The sequence below is a fragment of the Paenibacillus sp. FSL W7-1279 genome, from assembly GCF_037969845.1.
In the GTDB taxonomy this organism is placed as follows: domain Bacteria; phylum Bacillota; class Bacilli; order Paenibacillales; family Paenibacillaceae; genus Paenibacillus_AQ.
The window spans coordinates 6,856,513-6,874,781 of record NZ_CP150215.1 but is presented as its reverse complement, the minus strand read 5'-3'; the positions used below and the strand labels follow the sequence as shown (position 1 = coordinate 6,874,781).

Sequence of the window (18,269 nt, the reverse complement as noted above, 5' to 3'; positions counted from 1 at the left end):
AAAGCGGGCCTTTGTCCTATATCGGACAGTGACCCGCTTTTTTGGTTGCAAAATGCTGTATATGGAGTTAGCCCTGCACTTTTTTTAAATAAAAAATGGCGATTTGCGTTCGGTCCCGAAGATTGAGCTTTCCCAAGATTTCGGTGACATAGTTTTTGACGGTACCTTCACTTAAATAAAGCTGTCCGGCAATTTCCTTATTGGACAGGCCCTCCGCAATAAGGACGACGACCTTCTTCTCGGTCGGGGTCAGCCCGAATTGTTCCAGCTCAGCGGATTTAGGGGCGGGCTGCGCCGTTGGACGAAGCATGCCGGACAGCTTGCGTGCGATATCGGGATGAATCAGCATGTTTCCGTCATGCACGGTTTTAATCCCCTGGATGATCCGGTCCGGCGGAATGTTCTTCAGCAGATAACCGCTGGCCCCGTTCCGCAGAGCTTCGACAATATATTCATCATCATCGAAGGTGGTCAGCATAAGCACTCGCACATCCGAGTGACGTTCACGAATCCGCCGCGATCCCTCTACGCCGTCGCATACCGGCATGCGAATGTCCATGAGCACGACATCGACAGGAAGTCCCTCCTCCAACAAAGCCAACGCTTCCTCTCCGTGTTCTGCGACAGCTGATACTTCGATATCCGGATCCATCCCCACCAGCAATTTCAAGCTTTCCCGAATGAACGGATCATCATCTACAATTAAAACAGATATCATGGATGTCCACGACCTTTTCGATAAAATAAGATACTGCGTCTTGTTATATTACATAATCTCACGCTTCCGGTAGACAGGCAGCCGGGTGATGACGGTAAAAGGCACGGTTCTCCGTACCTCCAGCGTCCCGCCCACCACTTGGGTTCGTTCGAGCATGCCGCTCATTCCGATACCTTGACGGTTTGATGAAGCTTCGCCGCCAGCCGGCTCATGGACTGCACCATCGTTGGAAACCTCCATCCGGACGTCCTGTTCCCCGTAATGCAGGATGATCTGGACCCGTTTAGCCTCGCCATGGCGGATGGCGTTCGTGATAGCTTCACGGGCATTTTTGTATAACACCACCTGTTGACTGGGATAGAGCGGATAGGGAATTCCTTGCAATATTAGCTCTGTCTCGATCCCGGTCTGTCTGCCTGTCTCCTCCAGGAGCCGATCGAGGGAATAGTCGTCTGTAATCCGCCGCGCTGGATTCATCTGTTTCACGGCCGTTCGCATCTGCTCCATGCTCTCTCCCAGCTGGTCACGGATTTGACGGAGCATATCCATGCCGCGCGCGGAATCATGCGGAACGGTGAGGAGGGCTGCTTCCATCATCATTTTAACTCGAATCAGCCGGTGGCCGATGTCGTCATGCAGCTGGCGGGAGATGCGGTTGCGCTCCTCGGCCTGCGCCGCACTCTCTACCTGATGGGCGAATTGCAGCAATTGTCTGCCGGCCTCGTCCTGCTGGAAATGCAGTCTTTTCAGCTCGTCGTATAACTGAATATGATCCGCTTCCTTCTGCTTCATTTCATGGATGTGGTTGAACGTTACCGCCATGAACAGAAACAGTAGATTGGCGGTCGTCAGCAGCATTGCATCGTAATCGATAATAGCCATGTTGAGCAGCAGAAGGTGACCGAACGCCGCCCATAGCCTGCCTGGTCGCTCGAACAAGGGCAAATAGACACATAGGGTGGAGATGGATAGGAACACCATCATGAAGCCGAATTGATGACATAGCCACAGAGATAGTGGGATTTCCAGCAGAGCGGCTGCCTTCAGATAAGCAGGCGATGGCAAAAAGCGGCTTAGCACCGTAATCGCCAGAAACAGCAATATGTACACCATGTATGCCCCATAATCATCGAGCTGCTGCAAAAAGATGTCCGCGGCGGCCGGAAGGAGAATGAAGCCATACCTTAGATAGGTGAGTGGGGATGTCACGTGCGATCAAACCCTTTTCCTTAGTGAAATCAAACCGTTCAAAACATTGGCTTCATTATATCACATGGTTGTTTTCAGTAAGGAGATGACTTTCGTCACCCTATAAAGTGACTTCTTCTACCTTAAAAATTCGGCGATTCCAGATAGAATAAAATCAACAAATGGATACGAGAGATTGGAGAAATGGAGATGGTGAAGATGGCGGTCTTTCTGCAGATGAAGGATGTCGTGAAACGATATGGAAACAAGCTGTCGGTGGATCATATGAACCTGGAAGTGAACGAAGGGGAAATCTTTGGGCTTCTGGGACCGAACGGGGCGGGCAAAAGCACGTCCATCAATATGATCTGCGGACTTCTTCCCAAGGATCAGGGCAGCATTAAGGTGGACGGCATCTCGATTGAAGAGCAGCCGCTGGAAGTGAAGCGGAGAATCGGGTTGGTGCCGCAGGATCTGGCTCTGTACGAAGAGATGTCGGCTTGGGACAATGTTGCTTTTTTTGCAAAATTATATGGACTGCGCGGCCCTTTGTTAAAGGAACGAGTGGAAGAGGCGCTGGAGTTTGTCGGCCTGCAAGATCGGGCGAAGGAAAAGCCGTCCACCTTCTCCGGGGGGATGAAACGAAGATTGAATATTGCATGCTCGATCACGCACCGTCCGAAGCTGATCATTATGGATGAGCCTACGGTAGGGATTGATCCGCAGTCCCGGAATCATATCCTGGAATCCGTGAAGACGCTAAACCGCATGGGTTCTACCGTTATTTATACTAGTCATTACATGGAGGAAGTTGCTGCGATCAGTGATCGGGTGGCCATTATGGATCAAGGTCATGTTATCGCCTGCGGGACGCAGCAGGAGCTTCGGGCACGCGTTGCGCATGAGGAAAAAATCATTCTTACCGCTGATGGAATCACACCGGAACTGGTGGAGGAGCTGACCATTCACCCGCGCATTCGGAGCGTCACGCAGAATGATAACGAGATCGAAGTTTATGTACCGTCAGCTCAGGATGAGCTGCAGGATATTTTGTTCATCTGCAGTAAACACCGTACGACGCTTCGCTCCTTGCAGTGCGAGGAGCCGGGGCTTGAAACGCTGTTTCTCAGCCTGACCGGGCGCACGCTTCGCGATTGATCATAAGGGACACGTGCAGAGGAATCGATGAAGGAGGAATACCGAAGATGAATATGATGATTATCGCCTGGTTTGAGCTGAAGCGGATGGCTACCAGCCGAACGGTGCTGATCAACCAGTTTTTGCTGCCGCTCATCCTTATTTTTATATTGGGAAACGCGCTCTCGGGCTGGTTCGGCAATGATCAGGAATTTAAACAGTCATCGGTCAGAGTGGGGTTTGTGTTGGATGCTGCAGATGGAGGCCAGCTGCCGGGGAGTATTCAGGCTCTAACCGGCTCGCCGGAGATCCAGGAGATTCTCGTTCATGAGATGGCAGCCAGCCGTGAAGAGGTTGAAGGAAAGCTGCGCAGGGGCGAGGTCGATTACGCGGTAGTGATTCCCGCTTCCTTTGATGAACGGATGGGTCAGGGAGCGGACGTGAAGCTTGAATTGCTGCCCGGAAGAGACCGTAATCTCAACCTGGTGGCAGACACGATCTTTAAGACCTTTATCGCAGATGTCAATCACAAACAGGCTGAGGTTATCGTTATGGGCGGAGATCAAGTTCTTGCGGCTCAAGCGGCAGCACCTGTGGAAACCTCGTCTGGACCGAACATAACGATCGGGAAACTGGGCGAGAAAGGAGCCACGTATTCAGCAGCCCAATACTACGCTGCCTCCATGCTGATTATGTTTCTGTTGTATTCGGGTCTGATGGCAAGCAGCAGTCTGCTGGGAGAGCGGGAAAGCCGGACCCTGTATCGCCTGCAAAGCGCACCCGTCACCCCCGGAACCGTATTTGCCGGTAAAATTATCGGCTGCAGTCTGATCACGCTTGTACAGGCAGCAGCCATCGTACTTGGTTCCATGTGGCTGTACGGCGTGAAATGGGGGCCCCACCCCCTGCTGCTTATCGTGGTCTGCGTGTTAATCACATTATCGTCCATGACCATTGCCACGTTCATCACCCTGGTCTCCTCAACGGCGGCAGGAGCCAGGGGGCTGATGCAGGCGATCATTATCGCCATGACATTTGTGAGCGGGGGATTCATGCCGCTTCCCGTGAAATTTTTCCAAAAGATCGCTTCCTTCACCGTCAATCATTGGGCCATGCAGAGCATGCTGCGTATGATGCTGAACAGCGACGTGCATTTGATCGTCACCTGCCTCGGCATGCTGGCGGCGATTACCGCAGCTCTGTCAACTGCAGCCATGATTACGTACAGAAAGGTGGGATACCATGCATAGCCTAACCATTGCCTGGCATATGGTGCGGCGCACGCTGGGGCGAAAAAGAGGCTGGATCGTCTACCTGCTGGTTCCTTGCGTGGTCGTTACCTTGACGGTGTTTCTCTTGGGGCAGACCTCGGCTGCAAGCATCCTGGTCTCATATGTGAATGAAGACGAAGGCCCGGCAGGTCAGTATCTGATGAATGAGCTGGAGCGCAGCGGCCAATACGTACTCAAGGAGTCCGAATCCGAGAATACGCTGAGAGAAGACTTGGTGGAGAATAAAAGTACCGTAGGCGTTTATATACCGGAGGGCTTCAGCGATGGGTTGATTGAAGGACAGCAGCCGCTGGTTCAGATATACGAGGTCTCAACCACGGAGGCTTCGGTGATGATACGAATGACGGCAGACTCTGCGGTCACACGTCTGAGCGGCACAGCTGCTTTGATCCGGGAAACCTCGGAGCCGGATGTTGACCGAATGCTGATGCTGCAAGATGTGCTCAAGCAGTCCGCAATGAATCGGGTGGATACGGAGGTCACGGATTTGAATCTGTACGCCAAGCCAGGCCTATCCAACGTAACGGGTTTTACCCTGATGTTCATGATGACCCTCATCTCCAGCGTGGTCTCGATGATGATCGATGACCGCAGGCAGCGAACGCTGTCCCGCATGTACACGGCACCAGTGCGTGCCTATCAGATCGCTATAGGCAATTTTCTGGGCAGCTTGGTGGTCGGCTCGCTGCAGGTGATCATCGTGCTTGTGCTGAGCCGGTATGTGCTCCGTTACGATTACGGAGTGCCGTTATTACTGCATTTCCTTATTCTGACGGCCTTTATGCTGGTATCGTTAGGCGTGGCAAGTACGGTCGCCGGGTTGATCCGGAACGGGCAGAATGCGGCCATGATCAATTCCATGATCGTCACTCCGACCTGCATGCTGGGCGGGTGCTTCTGGCCGCTTGCCATCATGCCGGAGTTCATGCAGAAAATCGCCAACTTCATCCCGCAAAAATGGGCCATTGAAGCGGTTGAGATAGCGGCCACCGGTGGTACGCTATCCGATATCGCACTGCCTCTGGCTGTTCTCGGCTTGATGGCGGTCATTCTGCTCGCCGTCGGTTCTGCTATCCTGCGGCCAAGCGAGAGCGGAGTTGGGCACGGCGCATAAACGAGTATGCTGGATATCTCGTGGCTCTTAGGAACGTTGTCAGTGATCGATCATTTTTTGATAAAACAAAAGCGCCCGGCCAGATCTGAATGCATGTCCATTCAGTCTGCCGGGCGCTTATTTACTATAGGTGACGATGGGTTAAAAGTTTTCTTAAGGCAAGGCAGGGGAGCGGGTTTAGCCGCATGACGCCTCTTCCTACTCCTTAAGCTGTCGTAGAACGGTAATTTCAACCCGCCGATTCTTCTGCTTGCCTTCGGCAGTCGCATTATCCGCGGCTGGTCTTGTATCGGCATAGCCTGCGTATTGGAAGCCTTCCGGGTCCAGCTTGCTGTTATCGAGGAAGAACCGCAGCACCGACATCGCCCGGGCACCGGAGAGCTCCCAGTTGTCCTTGTAGCTGGAGTAGCGGCCGATCGGCACATTGTCCGTATGCCCCTCGATGCTCACCGTGGTGTTTAAATCGCTGAACAGGCTGGCTAATTTGCCCAGAACCGGAGCGGCTCCGGGTTTAAGCTCGGCTTTGCCGACATCGAACAGGAAGCGGTCGCTTAGCGTAATGGCAATCCCTTGCGGCTCGTCCGCGATGAAGATATCCTCTTCGAGCTGGTTGTCCTTCACGTATTGCTGAATGAGCCCCATAAAGTTCGCCAGCTCCTCCTCCTGGGCACGGAAAGCGAGCTCCCGCTCGGTTAGCGGCACCGCCGCCGTATCTGCATCTTTCTCTTGGCCGCCCTCCTCTTCGGCAGCAGGCTTCGGCGGAGGGTTCTTATGGTTCTCCGTATCGGCTGTGCCGGTAATGCCGGAGCCCATCTCCAGGATGCTGTCACCGCTCTGGAAGGTGGCCTGCAGGGATTGGGTGACGAGTTTGTATTTTTCCGTATCGAGCCGGCTCATGGCATACATCACCACAAAAAAGATCAGGAGCAGCGTAATCAGGTCGGCATAGGTGATCATCCAGCGTTCGCGCTGGTCGCCTTCCGCCTGCTTGCGATGACGGCGCCGTCTATTCGGCTGTCTCATGCGCGATCCCCCTTGAGGACGGAATGTCCGTGGTGCCTGCGGAAGCGAAGGAGGCTAGCTTTTTACGAACCAACAGCGGGTGCTCTCCGTTCTGAACAGCCATAATTCCTTCGAGCAGCAGCTCCATATTTGCAATTTCTTCTTCGGAACGTGCTTTAATCTTCGACGCAATGGGCAAAAAGATAATATTGGCACTTGCGACACCGTATAAAGTGGCGGTAAACGCGACTGCGATCGAAGGTCCGAGACCGGTTGGGTCTTGCAGACTGCCCAGCACGTGGATCAATCCCATGACGGTACCGATGATCCCCATGGTAGGAGCATATCCCCCGGCGGACTCAAAGATTTTGGCATATCCTTCGTGCTTCTGCTCGGCGGCATTGATATCGAGCTCCAGGATTTGACGAACCATTTCCGGGTCGTTGCCGTCCACGACCATCTGCATGCCTTCCCGCAGGAACGGGTCCTCGTGCTCGGCCGAGATGCGCTCCAGCGCCAGCACCCCGTCTCTTCTGGCTGTAACCGACATATCGACAATGGCGTCAATCAGATCGTCCGACGAACGGTTGCTGCGGCCGAAGGCCAGCTTGAGCGCAGCCGGGATGGTGCGGAGCCGGGTAGCAGGGAAACTGACGATGACGGCGGCGATGGTGCCGCCGAATACGATTAGCGCCGCCGCACCTTGCAGCAGGCCGCTCAGATGCCCGCCTTCCCATAAAAACCCTCCGATCAACGCGGCCAAGCCGGCGAGAATGCCAAGAATAATCGTAATATCCATAACGCTGTATCATCTCCTTAAGGAAGTTAATTAACAATCATCGGTTCGCCTCAAGCTTGTCCGACATGGATTCCGGAGCAGCGAACCGGAGGAAGCTGAGGCTTGGAACATTCGTGCTGGAACTTATTAAAATTTAATTAAACTGTTTGCATCAAAAAAACGTAAAGGGTATAATGAGACGGGAACAAATATTCTTATTCCTTATGTAGACACCACTAATTTCCCATAGTATATCATCGGGAAGTTTCGACATATCTTTTAGCATGAATTTCATTTTAGAGTATGAGGGTGATGAAGGGCAATGAGCGATTTAGTTGTCAGTACCAAATCCTTTGAGATCCAGTCTGAATTCCAGCCGCAGGGCGATCAGCCCACGGCTATTGATGCGTTGGTCGAAGGACTCCGCCAAGGGAAAAAACATCAGACGCTGCTAGGTGCAACAGGAACGGGGAAGACGTTTACGATCGCGCAGACAATCGCCAAAGTAAACCGTCCCACACTCGTCATTGCGCATAACAAGACGCTGGCTGCACAGCTGGCCAGCGAGTTTAAGGAATTCTTCCCGAACAACTCCGTGGATTATTTCGTGAGTTATTACGATTACTATCAGCCGGAAGCTTATATCCCTTCCTCCGATACGTATATCGAGAAGGACTCCAGCATTAATGAAGAGATTGATAAGCTCCGCCACTCTGCAACGAGTTCGCTGTTTGAACGGCGCGATGTCATCATTGTGGCCAGCGTATCCTGCATATATGGCTTGGGTTCGCCGCATGAATACGGCGAAATGCTGCTGTCGCTCCGTGTAGGGATGGAGAAGCCGCGGAATGAGATTCTGTCGCGGCTGGTTGATATCCAGTATCAGCGCAACGATATCAACTTCGTTCGCGGTACCTTCCGCGTTCGTGGGGATGTTATCGAGATTTTCCCTGCCTCGAAGGGGGAGCATGCCGTTCGCGTCGAGCTGTTCGGCGACGAGATTGAGCGGATCACGGAGATCGACGTCTTGACGGGCGAGCTGGTTGGAGAACGCGAGCATATCGCTATCTTCCCAGCGTCTCACTTCGTTACCCGTGAAGAGACGATGCGGGTGGCGCTCGTGAACATCGAACGCGAATTGGAAGAGCGCCTTGAGCTGCTGCGCTCGGAAGGCAAGCTGCTGGAAGCGCAGCGCCTGGAGCAGCGTACCCGTTATGACATCGAGATGATGAAGGAAGTCGGATTCTGCTCCGGCATCGAGAACTATTCCGGCCCTCTGACCTTCAGGGAGCCTGGGGCTACGCCATATACGCTCCTTGACTACTTCCCGGACGATATGCTGTTTGTCATTGATGAATCGCATGTTACGCTCCCGCAAATCCGAGCGATGTACAACGGTGACCGGGCACGGAAAACCGTGCTGGTCGATCACGGCTTCCGCTTGCCGTCCGCGCTGGATAACCGGCCGCTGAAGTTCGAGGAATTCGAGGAGAAAGTGAACCAGATCATCTATGTGTCGGCCACGCCGGGACCGTATGAGATGGAGCACTGCGATACGATGGTTGAACAGATCATCCGGCCGACAGGCCTGCTCGATCCGATCATCGATGTGCGTCCGACTGAAGGGCAGATCGATGACCTGATTAGCGAGATCCATGACCGCGTGGATCGTGACGAGCGTGTGCTCGTGACGACCCTCACGAAGAAAATGGCCGAGGATCTGACCGATTACCTGAAGGAAATCGGCATCAAGGTTCGTTACATGCACTCCGATATCAAGACGCTGGAACGGATGCAGATTCTACGGGATCTGCGGCTTGGTACATTCCACGTGCTGGTGGGTATTAACCTTCTACGGGAGGGGCTTGACCTTCCGGAGGTTTCCTTGGTAGCGATTCTCGATGCCGACAAGGAAGGCTTCCTCCGTTCGGATCGCTCGCTCATTCAGACGATCGGCCGGGCAGCCCGGAACTCGGAAGGTAAAGTTATCATGTACGGCGATAAGATCACCGACTCGATGGATCGGGCGATCAAGGAAACCGAGCGCCGCCGCAGCATCCAGGTTGCCTACAACGAGAAGCACGGCATAACGCCGCAAACGATCCGCAAGAAGATCCGCGATGTCATCGAAGCAACGAAGGTTGCGGAGGGCAAGGCGGATTATCTGGTGGGCGAAGGACAGAAGATGTCGAAGAAGGATCGTCAGAAACTGATCCAGCGTCTCGAGGCCGAAATGAAGGAAGCAGCGAAGAATTTGCAATTCGAGCGTGCGGCCGAGCTTCGTGATGCGCTGCTGGAGCTACAAGCCGAATAAATTTGGAGAGATGAATGACAGGGGGGACGGCCTATGCGGTCGTTCTCTTTGTGAAAATATAAGCACCAACATGCATGCCATATGGAGTAGGAGATGATATCGTTTGGCAAGTGAAAATATTGTGATCAAAGGCGCACGTGCACACAATCTGAAAAATATCGACGTCACGATACCGCGTGACAAGTTCATCGTTCTTACGGGGCTTAGCGGCTCGGGCAAATCCTCTCTCGCATTCGATACGATTTATGCCGAGGGTCAGCGACGTTACGTGGAATCCTTGTCCGCTTATGCACGCCAGTTCCTCGGACAGATGGAGAAACCGGATGTCGATTCCATTGAAGGCCTATCGCCGGCGATATCGATTGACCAGAAAACGACGAGCCGCAACCCGCGCTCTACGGTAGGTACCGTAACGGAAATCTATGATTATCTGCGTCTGCTGTTTGCCCGGGTGGGACATCCGCACTGTCCGGAGCATGGCGTGGAGATTACCTCCCAGACGGTCGAGCAAATGGTAGACCGCATTATGCAGTATCCCGAGAAGACGAGACTGCAAATTCTCGCGCCGGTCATTTCCGGGCGCAAGGGCGAGCATAAGAATCTGTTTGCCGATATTGCGAAACAGGGCTTCGTTCGGGTGCGCGTCGACGGAGAGCTGCGCGATCTGTCGGAAAGCATCGAGCTGGAGAAGAACAAAAAGCATACGATTGAGGTCGTTGTGGACCGGATCGTAGTTAAGGAAGATATAGAGGCACGTCTGGCCGATTCGATCGAGACCGCGCTGAACCTGTCAGGCGGCCAGCTTCTGGTCGATATCATGGGTCAGGAGGAGCTGCGGTTCAGCTCCAACTTTGCTTGCCCGATCTGCGGTTTCAGCATGGAAGAACTGACGCCGAGGATGTTCTCCTTCAATACTCCTTTCGGAGCTTGTCCGGATTGCGACGGACTTGGCGTCGAGATGATCGTGGATCCGGAGCTGCTTGTACCGGATATGAGCAAAAGCGTAGAGGAAGGCGCCTTCGCTGCATGGAGCGGGGGCACGTCGACTTATTATCCGCAGTTTCTGAAATCGGTCTGCGCACATTTCGGCATTCCGCTGGACAAGCCGGTCAGTACCTTTAGCCAGGAACAGATGAATAAACTGTTGTACGGTACAGGCAATGAGAAGGTTCACTTCCGTTATGAGAATGACTTCGGTCAGCGCAAGGAAGCGCATGTGACCTTCGAAGGCATCATTCCGAACCTGGAACGTCGCTACCGCGATACCAATTCCGAGGGTATTCGCGAATACATCGAAGGTTATATGAGCAGCAAGCCGTGCGATGTTTGTAAAGGTCATCGTCTCCGTAAGGAAAGCCTGGCGGTAACGATCAATGACCGCAACATGGCCTATGTCACCAGCCTGTCGATCGGTGAATCCCTGAAATTCTTCGATCACCTGGAGCTTAGCGAGAAAGAAAAACAGATTGCCAATCTCATTCTGAAGGAGATTCACAGCCGTTTGGGCTTCCTTGTCAATGTGGGCCTGGATTACCTGACACTCAGCCGTTCGGCGGGAACGCTGTCGGGCGGGGAAGCGCAGCGGATCCGGTTAGCTACGCAGATCGGCTCCAGCCTGATGGGCGTGCTGTACATTCTGGACGAGCCCAGCATCGGGCTGCATCAACGGGATAATGATCGCCTGATTTCAACGCTGGAGCATATGCGGAATCTGGGCAATACGCTCATTGTGGTCGAGCATGACGAGGACACGATGATGGCCGCAGATTATATCATCGACATCGGCCCGGGCGCAGGCATTCATGGCGGCCAGGTCATCGCGGAGGGAACGCCGAAGGAGATTATGAACGACCCTAACTCTCTGACGGGCCAGTACCTGAGCGGCCGCAAGTTCATTCCGGTCAGCAGCAAGCGCCGCAAGACCGATGGACGCTGGCTCGAGATTAAAGGCGCGAAAGAGAACAATCTGAAGAATATCAACGTGAAAATTCCGATTGGCGTCTTCACGGCGGTAACCGGCGTGTCCGGTTCAGGCAAGTCTACATTGGTCAACGAGATCCTGTACAAGACGCTCGCTCGTGACTTGAACAGAGCCAAAGTCCGTCCGGGGCAATACCGCGAGATGAAGGGTCTGGAGCATATCGAGAAGGTTATTGACATCGACCAGTCACCGATTGGCCGTACGCCTCGCTCCAATCCGGCGACCTACACGGGCGTCTTCGACGATATCCGGGATATCTATTCCCAGACGAATGAAGCGAAGATTCGCGGATACAAGAAGGGCCGCTTCAGCTTCAACGTGAAGGGCGGACGCTGTGAGGCCTGCCGCGGGGACGGTATCATCAAGATTGAGATGCACTTCCTGCCGGATATCTACGTGCCTTGCGAAGTGTGCAAGGGCAAACGCTACAACCGCGAAACGCTGGAAGTTAAATATAAAGGCAAGAACATCGCTGAGGTACTGGAGATGACCGTTGAGAATGCAACGGATTTCTTCCAGAACATTCCGAAGATTCACCGGAAGATGCAGACGCTGATGGATGTCGGTCTGGGTTATATTACTTTGGGTCAGCCTGCCACCACGTTGTCCGGTGGTGAAGCCCAGCGCGTGAAGCTGGCTTCCGAGCTGTACCGCCGCAGCACGGGCAAAACGATGTATATTCTGGATGAACCGACCACCGGCCTGCATGTGGACGATATCGACCGTCTGCTCGTTGTCCTTCATCGTCTGGTGGAATCCGGGGAATCCGTCCTTGTCATTGAGCACAATCTCGATGTCATCAAGACAGCAGACTATCTGATCGACCTGGGTCCAGAGGGCGGCAGCGGCGGTGGTACCATCATCGCTACCGGAACGCCTGAGGATTTGGTGAAGGTACCCGAGTCTTATACAGGGAAGTACCTGAAGCCCATCCTGGAACGCGATACGAAGCGAACTAAGGAATTGAACAAGGTGGAAGCGGCACGTTAACAGCTGCTCCCTCGCTTCTGCTAGGGAGACCGGATGAATTGGCAGTATCTTAAACGAATCTGCTCCATGCTGGAGTGAACTGTGGGTACACAGCTTATTGCATTTCATATTTCAGCAGATGAACAAGGTTAGCGTAATAACAGAGTCCCTGGTTTTATTAACGGGGGCTCTTTTTTTATTTTCATATCATCCTCCAATATCTTCGCATTCCAGGATATGGTATGATCTTGATGATTGCGACAAATTGGAGGGATTGTATGAAGAGGATCACCTGTTCCGTTCTGATAGCTCTGGCAGCAAGTGCTTTATACATAAACTCATCCGATAGCGTTCAAGCAGATGATGTTGTACCCGTACCCGTCTCAGATAGGGGGCGCTTCGATGCACAGGAAGCCACTCTCCGGTTAACCGAGGAAGGACTCCATCCCGGTGACGGTAGTGGGGATCTCCATTCGAACGCGGCCATCACCCGGCAGGATTTTGTCATAATGATTGTCAAAGCTCTAAACCTTAGCACGGCTGAACGTCCGGAAGTCGCTACCTTCAAGGATGTACCCAACGATCACTATGCTTTCTCCGCCATCGAAGGTGCGGTTCATGCAGGGCTGGTGAAAGGGGTAGGGAACGGTAGGTTTGGACTTGGACAATCGCTGACACGTCAGGATATGGCTGTGCTGTATCAAAGAGCTCTGCAAGGGATTACTGATAACGAAAACTCGGACGCGGAAGCCAAGCAGCTGGAGTTATATGAGGGCTCTTTCAGCCCTTATGCTAAGGAAGCTATCGAACTGGCCATGGAGTTAGGCCTCTTTCAGGAATCGGCAGCCGAGGCTTGGAATCCCAAGGGTATCGTTACTCAGGAAGAAGCGGCTTTGCTTACAGCGAAGTGGTTGAAATCCGTGGAGTATATAAGCTCGGATGCTGCGGAGGATGAGATAGAGACACCACCAGAAAGTGCTCACCCGGTCATCCATGGTATCGTAACCTCATCATCGGGATCAACATCCACAACTCCTTCCGTTCCTGGAACAGCACAGTCCCATGCGGGGACAGAGAACTTGGCATCTCAGCCGGATTTGCCGACAACGGCACCAACTGCTCCGACGGATCTGAAGTTCCGATATGAGAAGGGGCAGATTCAATTAACCTGGACAGCGAAACAAGGGGAAACCTACAATATCTATTACAGCGAGAAGTCCGGGACGGGTTATACATTATTGTCAGACGGAGCGAATGTGAAGTCAGGCAGTTACGCAACATCCGACGTGCGTTTTCAGGAGACGGCCTACTATGTAGTCGAGGCAGTGAACAGTTTCGGCAAGAGTGGTTATTCTAACGAAGTTTCGAGCCGTCCGAATAAAATATCCGGTCTTCAGGCCATCCTAAATGAGGAAGATGAATCCATTGGTTTAACCTGGACAGATGTGCAGGAAGGCGTAATCTATCATGTATACTACATAGGACCTGACGGAGTACTGTATCGTTTGAATGAGGAACCGTTAGTGAGACGTGCATATCTTATTCCGAACCGCAATATGTTAGTAGGTCCGTCCGGCCGGTATGCGATCCATGTCGTTGCTGTAAACGAATTGAATGTAAGCAGTGAACCGTCCAATGAGGTTGCGCTGGAGGTCAAGAAGGACCCAGAGGATCGGATTACGATCACAGATCCCTCCGTGGCATTGCCAAGTGAAGACTTGGAGGAGGAAACGGCAGTAGAGCAGGAATCGACTCCTGAGGAGTATGAGTCACAGGAGTGAACGTTTTCTCGATCCTGACCGCAGTCACTTGGATATACGAAGCAGCCTATGCCTGAATCCATAACGAGAGCTTGATTTAAACTCTGCCGTGATGAAAGTCATGCTAATATCTGAAAATTTGGTTAAAAATGAGAAAATTCTATGACTTTTTTTGATTTTTAGGGGCGGAGGGCTTGCATCTGGACGGGCACATGGATAACATAGAAGAAGATATGTAAATTTGCCCGAGAAGAAACCCACGAGGAGGTACGTTTCATGATCCTTGCAGCAGCATCGGATGCGAGCGCGACATTTAAGACATTTGATATTTTCATGATCCTGTTTACGATTCTGATCTTTGTTGGTGTGGTTCGCTTGTTGATGGCCCGCCAAAAAAATAAATTCGCAATCGCTTTCGGTCTCGTCAGCTTATTTGTGTTCTTGTACTCTGACTATGCCATGATTACAGGATGGTTTAACAATTAGGTTGGCCTAGGCACCTTATGTAAAGCGGCTTCATATGACGAATGTAATGAGTTACATACAAACAAGACGCCCGTCCGCTGTTCGCAGTGTGAGGCGTCTTTTTGTTTCTTCGGGGAAAAGTTACACGGTCCGCAGGAAAAACGTATAAGAAATAGGTCTAGAAGCAATGGCTACAAATGGAAAAACATGATAAATTGAGGAGTACAGGTTGGCTGGGTAGAGGATGGAACCGGGGGAGGAACAAACGAATTGAAGAATATACAATGGCAAAAACGATCGGCGGCTGTACTGCTGGGGGCCATCATTATGGCGGGAAGCGGCGATGCGGTTATGCATACAGACGTTGCGGCTGCAGCAAGCGCTAAACCCAAGAATACATATGAACAACATGCTGTGCCTCAGGTTATCAGCCGGATGTCGCCATCGGTTGTTGGCATTATCGGAAAGGCCGCACAAGGAAGCAGCGAAGTGGATGACAGATACAACCTGGCGCACGGTACGGGGGTGATCTGGAAGTCAGACGGCTGGATTGTCACCAACGCTCATGTAGTGGACGGGCTTACCGGAATCACGGTCGTGACGTCAGACGGCAAATCCTATAAAGCCAAGGGCGTATACAGCGATCCTATGAGTGATATTGCATTAGTCAAAATAAACGCCAAGTCTCTGAAGCCGGCTAAATTTGCCGCATCCGCGCAAAATGCGCTGGTTGGAGAAACGGTGGTCGCCATAGGTACGCCAATCTCTTTCTCGTTACGAAACTCGGCATCCGTGGGTGTGGTTAGCGGCCTGAACCGGAGCGTCGACGGCTCTTATCGCCTGATTCAAACCGATACCGCCATTAACCCGGGCAACAGCGGAGGGCCGCTCGTCAATCTGAAAGGCGAGGTCATTGGCATCAACAGCAAGAAGTTTGCCGCTGTTGGCATCGAGAATATGGGCTTTTCCATTCCTGCGGAAACGGTCCATTATATTGTGGATCACTTATTGGAATATGGAGAGGTTCGAAGAGCCGGCCTAGGGTTGGAACTGGAAGAAAGCTGGTCCGCCATTGTGGGTCTGCCTTCAGACGATCCATTGACCGTTACGAAGGTGCTGTCCGAGCAAGCCCGAAAAGCTGGAATCCAAGAAGATGACGTGTTATATGCAATTAACGGAAAGCGCATCTATTCCGTCGTTGATATCAACGAACGGTTAAAGCCCTTCATTCCAGGCCAGCAGGTCCAGCTGCTGATGCAGCGGGATGGAGATATTGTAAATGTAAAACTGACGCTCAGCCAGGATGATAATCGAGCTGCTTCGTCAAGCGCTGGGGAGGCCGAGTGATGGTGAAGAGAGAAAGAACGAAGTCAAGCCGGCGTTTGCGGCAGATGACAGCTGGAACCTTATCGGCTTTGATGCTATTCACGTCATTATCCCTTCCCGTATGGGGAGATGACGTTGTGCCGGAGAAGCGTATCCTGACCGTGCAAAGCGGCAGCAGCTCAGCTTCGGTCAATGGCACCTCCTATACGATAGCCAAGCCGCAGCTGAAGCAGGGCGTATTGATGGTGCCGCTGGGCGTGTTTAAAAAAGCGTTTGGCAGCGAGATCAAGCTGGAGGGCGAGAACCGGGTTCGACTGCTGCAAGGACCGCATACGGTTGTGCTCGTTATCGACAACAAGACTGCCTGGATTGACGGGAAAAAGGTCCAGCTGCCGGCAGAACCGACGATGGTGTCCGGAACGCTGATGGTACCGCTGCGTCCGGTTGCCGCGGGGATTGGAGCCAAGGTAAGCTCCTCCCAAGGCAAGCTATCCATCAGCCTCATGGTCACGGATAAGGAAGAGAAGCATGACGAGGGCGAGATCAACAATACGACCGGGAAGACTCGAATCGGAAATAGCTATTATGAATGGAGTATGAATTATCCTTCCTGGATGATCGTTGGGAGAGGAACGGACGACGAGAGCGGTGCTGCTTTCAACGATGCTACGGGCCGCTATTATCTTGAGGTTCATGCCTCCTCCCAGAAAGTAAAGCTGAGTCCTGACGATCTGTTAGAACGGCTCCTGAAAGAACTGAGCGATTCCGGAGATGTTGTGCTTCACCAAGAGACGGTCGCAAGCGGAGCTGTGCCGTATGCCAGAGTCATTTCCCGCGATATCGACGGCGTCCTATGGGAAGGCCGGCAGTATTATGCCAATGACCGCGTCTATGAGCTGTATTTTGCCGATGCGGAAGCGGTTCACTATAAAGATATGGACAAGCACGCGAGCTTGCTGGGTTCTTTCAGAACGACCTATCAGGCGGGAGACAAATCATTAAAAGACGTCTCTTCCATCGTAGGTGGGCTCCGCGAAGCAGGAAATGAAGAATACGGCATATGGTTTGGCATTCCTGCAGGCTGGGAGATCAACAACAAGGATATGTTATACGGCAGCGAAGGAGAAGGTTATCTGTCCGTCTCGGTGACATCCGTACCGACAGGGGTTGATGGCACGCTCGCAGCTTGGGGGCAGCGTCTTAAAGACTGGCTGTCGGAATCCTTCGTCCAGGATTCATACGAATACGTGGGACTTACGCCGGTGGAGATCTCGGGCGTCAAAGGGCAGATTCAAGAGGTTCGGTACAACTTCGGAGATAAATGGGTGACGGAATATGAAGTGATGATCCAGAAGAACGGCTACCGCTATTATCTGGAATATGCGGTACCGGATGGCCAAGAGAAGACGGCTGCCAACTGGAAGAAGGTGCTGGAATCGATCGAGATCGATTATGATGTGGTACCGGAGAACTTCGGCCGCATTGGCGAAGAGGGCTACCTGACCGATAAAACCAAGATGCGGAGCAAAAACTCCGAAACGTACCGCTATCATATCGACATTCCAAAATACTGGGAACCGCTGAATGATCAGTTCGAGCAGGGAACGGTCGAATATGGATTTGCCGGAGGCGGGTTTGAAATTAATGCACAGAAGGATACATCCGCAGACTTCATCGTCAGCAACCTGAAGCGTTATTATAATGAAGCCAGCACGGCTTCAGGGACGACGGTGAAATTACTTGGCGTGGATAACATCACGTTTGCCGGTGTGCCTGCCGTGTCGTTCAAGGTGCATCAGGTGAAGAACGGCGTTGGCTTTACCACCCAGGAGATCGTCTTTGAAAGCGGAAATATCGCGTACACGATTACGACGACGTTGAATGATGCCAATGCGACGGACATGCAGCAAGCCGCTTTGGAGCGTGCGCTGTCCTCGTTTGAGCTGGTGAAGTAGTCCGAAGGATGGAATATAAAACGCAGATCACATTTTAGTGGGCAATCATAGTTTTGATAACGCGGATAGCTGTCCTGCTGCATCCATAGGGGTGCCGCAGGCAGCTATTTTGGTTTATAGAGGTTGTTCAAAACCTTCTCGGTACTGAAAATCGACCTTTTTGAACACGCACAAATAGAGAAAAGGAGCGATTCTCATCCGAAATGATAGAACATATGTGCCGTTCATGCGATCTGATATGGTAAAATTAAATCTGTGAGAGCAATGGAT

Annotated in this window: 13 protein-coding genes; 9 read left to right on the top strand and 4 right to left on the bottom strand. The window is 52.4% G+C overall.

The genetic code is table 11. The features are described from left to right. Window positions 1-67 precede the first annotated feature (67 nt). A complete protein-coding gene (locus MKY82_RS31225; protein ID WP_220683718.1) occupies window positions 68-718 on the bottom strand; it encodes a response regulator transcription factor in 651 nt (216 codons plus the stop codon). Between the two features lie 48 nt (window positions 719-766). After that, window positions 767-1,927, bottom strand: a complete 1,161-nt coding sequence (locus tag MKY82_RS31220; RefSeq protein ID WP_339295007.1) for a sensor histidine kinase — start codon at window positions 1,925-1,927, stop codon at window positions 767-769. A gap of 189 nt (window positions 1,928-2,116) precedes the next feature. On the opposite strand from MKY82_RS31220, the gene MKY82_RS31215 reads away from it, so the two are divergent. The 3 genes from MKY82_RS31215 to MKY82_RS31205 are packed head-to-tail and all read left to right on the top strand — an operon-like array spanning window position 2,117 to window position 5,449. After that, window positions 2,117-3,064 (top strand): ABC transporter ATP-binding protein, encoded by a 948-nt coding sequence (locus MKY82_RS31215; protein WP_339224623.1) that lies wholly within the window; start codon window positions 2,117-2,119, stop codon window positions 3,062-3,064. A gap of 47 nt (window positions 3,065-3,111) precedes the next feature. After that, complete coding sequence (locus tag MKY82_RS31210; RefSeq protein WP_339295006.1) at window positions 3,112-4,293, top strand: ABC transporter permease; 1,182 nt, start codon at window positions 3,112-3,114, stop codon at window positions 4,291-4,293. Continuing rightward, on the top strand, window positions 4,286-5,449 hold the full coding sequence (locus MKY82_RS31205; RefSeq protein WP_339295005.1) for an ABC transporter permease: 1,164 nt from the start codon (window positions 4,286-4,288) through the stop codon (window positions 5,447-5,449). Before MKY82_RS31210 ends, MKY82_RS31205 begins: the two co-directional genes overlap by 8 nt. Before the next feature lie 198 nt (window positions 5,450-5,647). Here the strand turns inward: MKY82_RS31205 and MKY82_RS31200 are convergent, their stop codons facing one another. Both MKY82_RS31200 and MKY82_RS31195 read right to left on the bottom strand, forming a co-directional pair. Beyond that, window positions 5,648-6,472, bottom strand: a complete 825-nt coding sequence (locus tag MKY82_RS31200) for a flagellar motor protein MotB (protein ID WP_339295004.1) — start codon at window positions 6,470-6,472, stop codon at window positions 5,648-5,650. Continuing rightward, on the bottom strand, window positions 6,456-7,250 hold the full coding sequence (locus tag MKY82_RS31195) for a flagellar motor protein (protein WP_339295003.1): 795 nt from the start codon (window positions 7,248-7,250) through the stop codon (window positions 6,456-6,458). Before MKY82_RS31195 ends, MKY82_RS31200 begins: the two co-directional genes overlap by 17 nt. Before the next feature lie 301 nt (window positions 7,251-7,551). On the opposite strand from MKY82_RS31195, the gene uvrB reads away from it, so the two are divergent. From uvrB to MKY82_RS31165, 6 genes are all read left to right on the top strand, one after another. Next, the gene (uvrB, locus tag MKY82_RS31190; protein WP_220683721.1) at window positions 7,552-9,543 is read left to right on the top strand and encodes an excinuclease ABC subunit UvrB; all 1,992 of its coding nucleotides are present in this window, start codon (window positions 7,552-7,554) and stop codon (window positions 9,541-9,543) included. Window positions 9,544-9,646: 103 nt separating this feature from the next. After that, the gene (gene uvrA / locus MKY82_RS31185) at window positions 9,647-12,514 is read left to right on the top strand and encodes an excinuclease ABC subunit UvrA (RefSeq protein WP_339295002.1); all 2,868 of its coding nucleotides are present in this window, start codon (window positions 9,647-9,649) and stop codon (window positions 12,512-12,514) included. 257 nt (window positions 12,515-12,771) lie between these two features. Beyond that, entirely contained in the window at window positions 12,772-14,274 is a 1,503-nt protein-coding gene (locus tag MKY82_RS31180) for an S-layer homology domain-containing protein (protein WP_339295001.1), read from the top strand. Between the two features lie 255 nt (window positions 14,275-14,529). Then, window positions 14,530-14,739: a hypothetical protein gene (locus MKY82_RS31175; RefSeq protein ID WP_071219760.1), complete on the top strand. Its 210-nt coding sequence runs from the start codon at window positions 14,530-14,532 to the stop codon at window positions 14,737-14,739. Window positions 14,740-14,988: 249 nt separating this feature from the next. Beyond that, a complete protein-coding gene (locus MKY82_RS31170) occupies window positions 14,989-16,065 on the top strand; it encodes a trypsin-like peptidase domain-containing protein (protein ID WP_339295000.1) in 1,077 nt (358 codons plus the stop codon). Continuing rightward, entirely contained in the window at window positions 16,065-17,999 is a 1,935-nt protein-coding gene (locus tag MKY82_RS31165) for a copper amine oxidase N-terminal domain-containing protein (protein ID WP_339294999.1), read from the top strand. The genes MKY82_RS31170 and MKY82_RS31165 overlap by 1 nt, the downstream gene beginning before the upstream one ends. Window positions 18,000-18,269: the final 270 nt, after the last annotated feature.

Bases quoted from the DNA above. Each gene is read 5' to 3' on its own strand.
- MKY82_RS31225 (WP_220683718.1), bottom strand. From the start codon at position 718: ATGATATCTGTTTTAATTGTAGATGATGATCCGTTCATTCGGGAAAGC.
- MKY82_RS31215 (WP_339224623.1), top strand. From the start codon at position 2,117: ATGGTGAAGATGGCGGTCTTTCTGCAGATGAAGGATGTCGTGAAACGA.
- MKY82_RS31210 (WP_339295006.1), top strand. From the start codon at position 3,112: ATGAATATGATGATTATCGCCTGGTTTGAGCTGAAGCGGATGGCTACC.
- MKY82_RS31205 (WP_339295005.1), top strand. From the start codon at position 4,286: ATGCATAGCCTAACCATTGCCTGGCATATGGTGCGGCGCACGCTGGGG.
- MKY82_RS31200 (WP_339295004.1), bottom strand. From the start codon at position 6,472: ATGAGACAGCCGAATAGACGGCGCCGTCATCGCAAGCAGGCGGAAGGC.
- MKY82_RS31195 (WP_339295003.1), bottom strand. From the start codon at position 7,250: ATGGATATTACGATTATTCTTGGCATTCTCGCCGGCTTGGCCGCGTTG.
- uvrB (WP_220683721.1), top strand. From the start codon at position 7,552: ATGAGCGATTTAGTTGTCAGTACCAAATCCTTTGAGATCCAGTCTGAA.
- MKY82_RS31180 (WP_339295001.1), top strand. From the start codon at position 12,772: ATGAAGAGGATCACCTGTTCCGTTCTGATAGCTCTGGCAGCAAGTGCT.
- MKY82_RS31175 (WP_071219760.1), top strand. From the start codon at position 14,530: ATGATCCTTGCAGCAGCATCGGATGCGAGCGCGACATTTAAGACATTT.
- MKY82_RS31165 (WP_339294999.1), top strand. From the start codon at position 16,065: ATGGTGAAGAGAGAAAGAACGAAGTCAAGCCGGCGTTTGCGGCAGATG.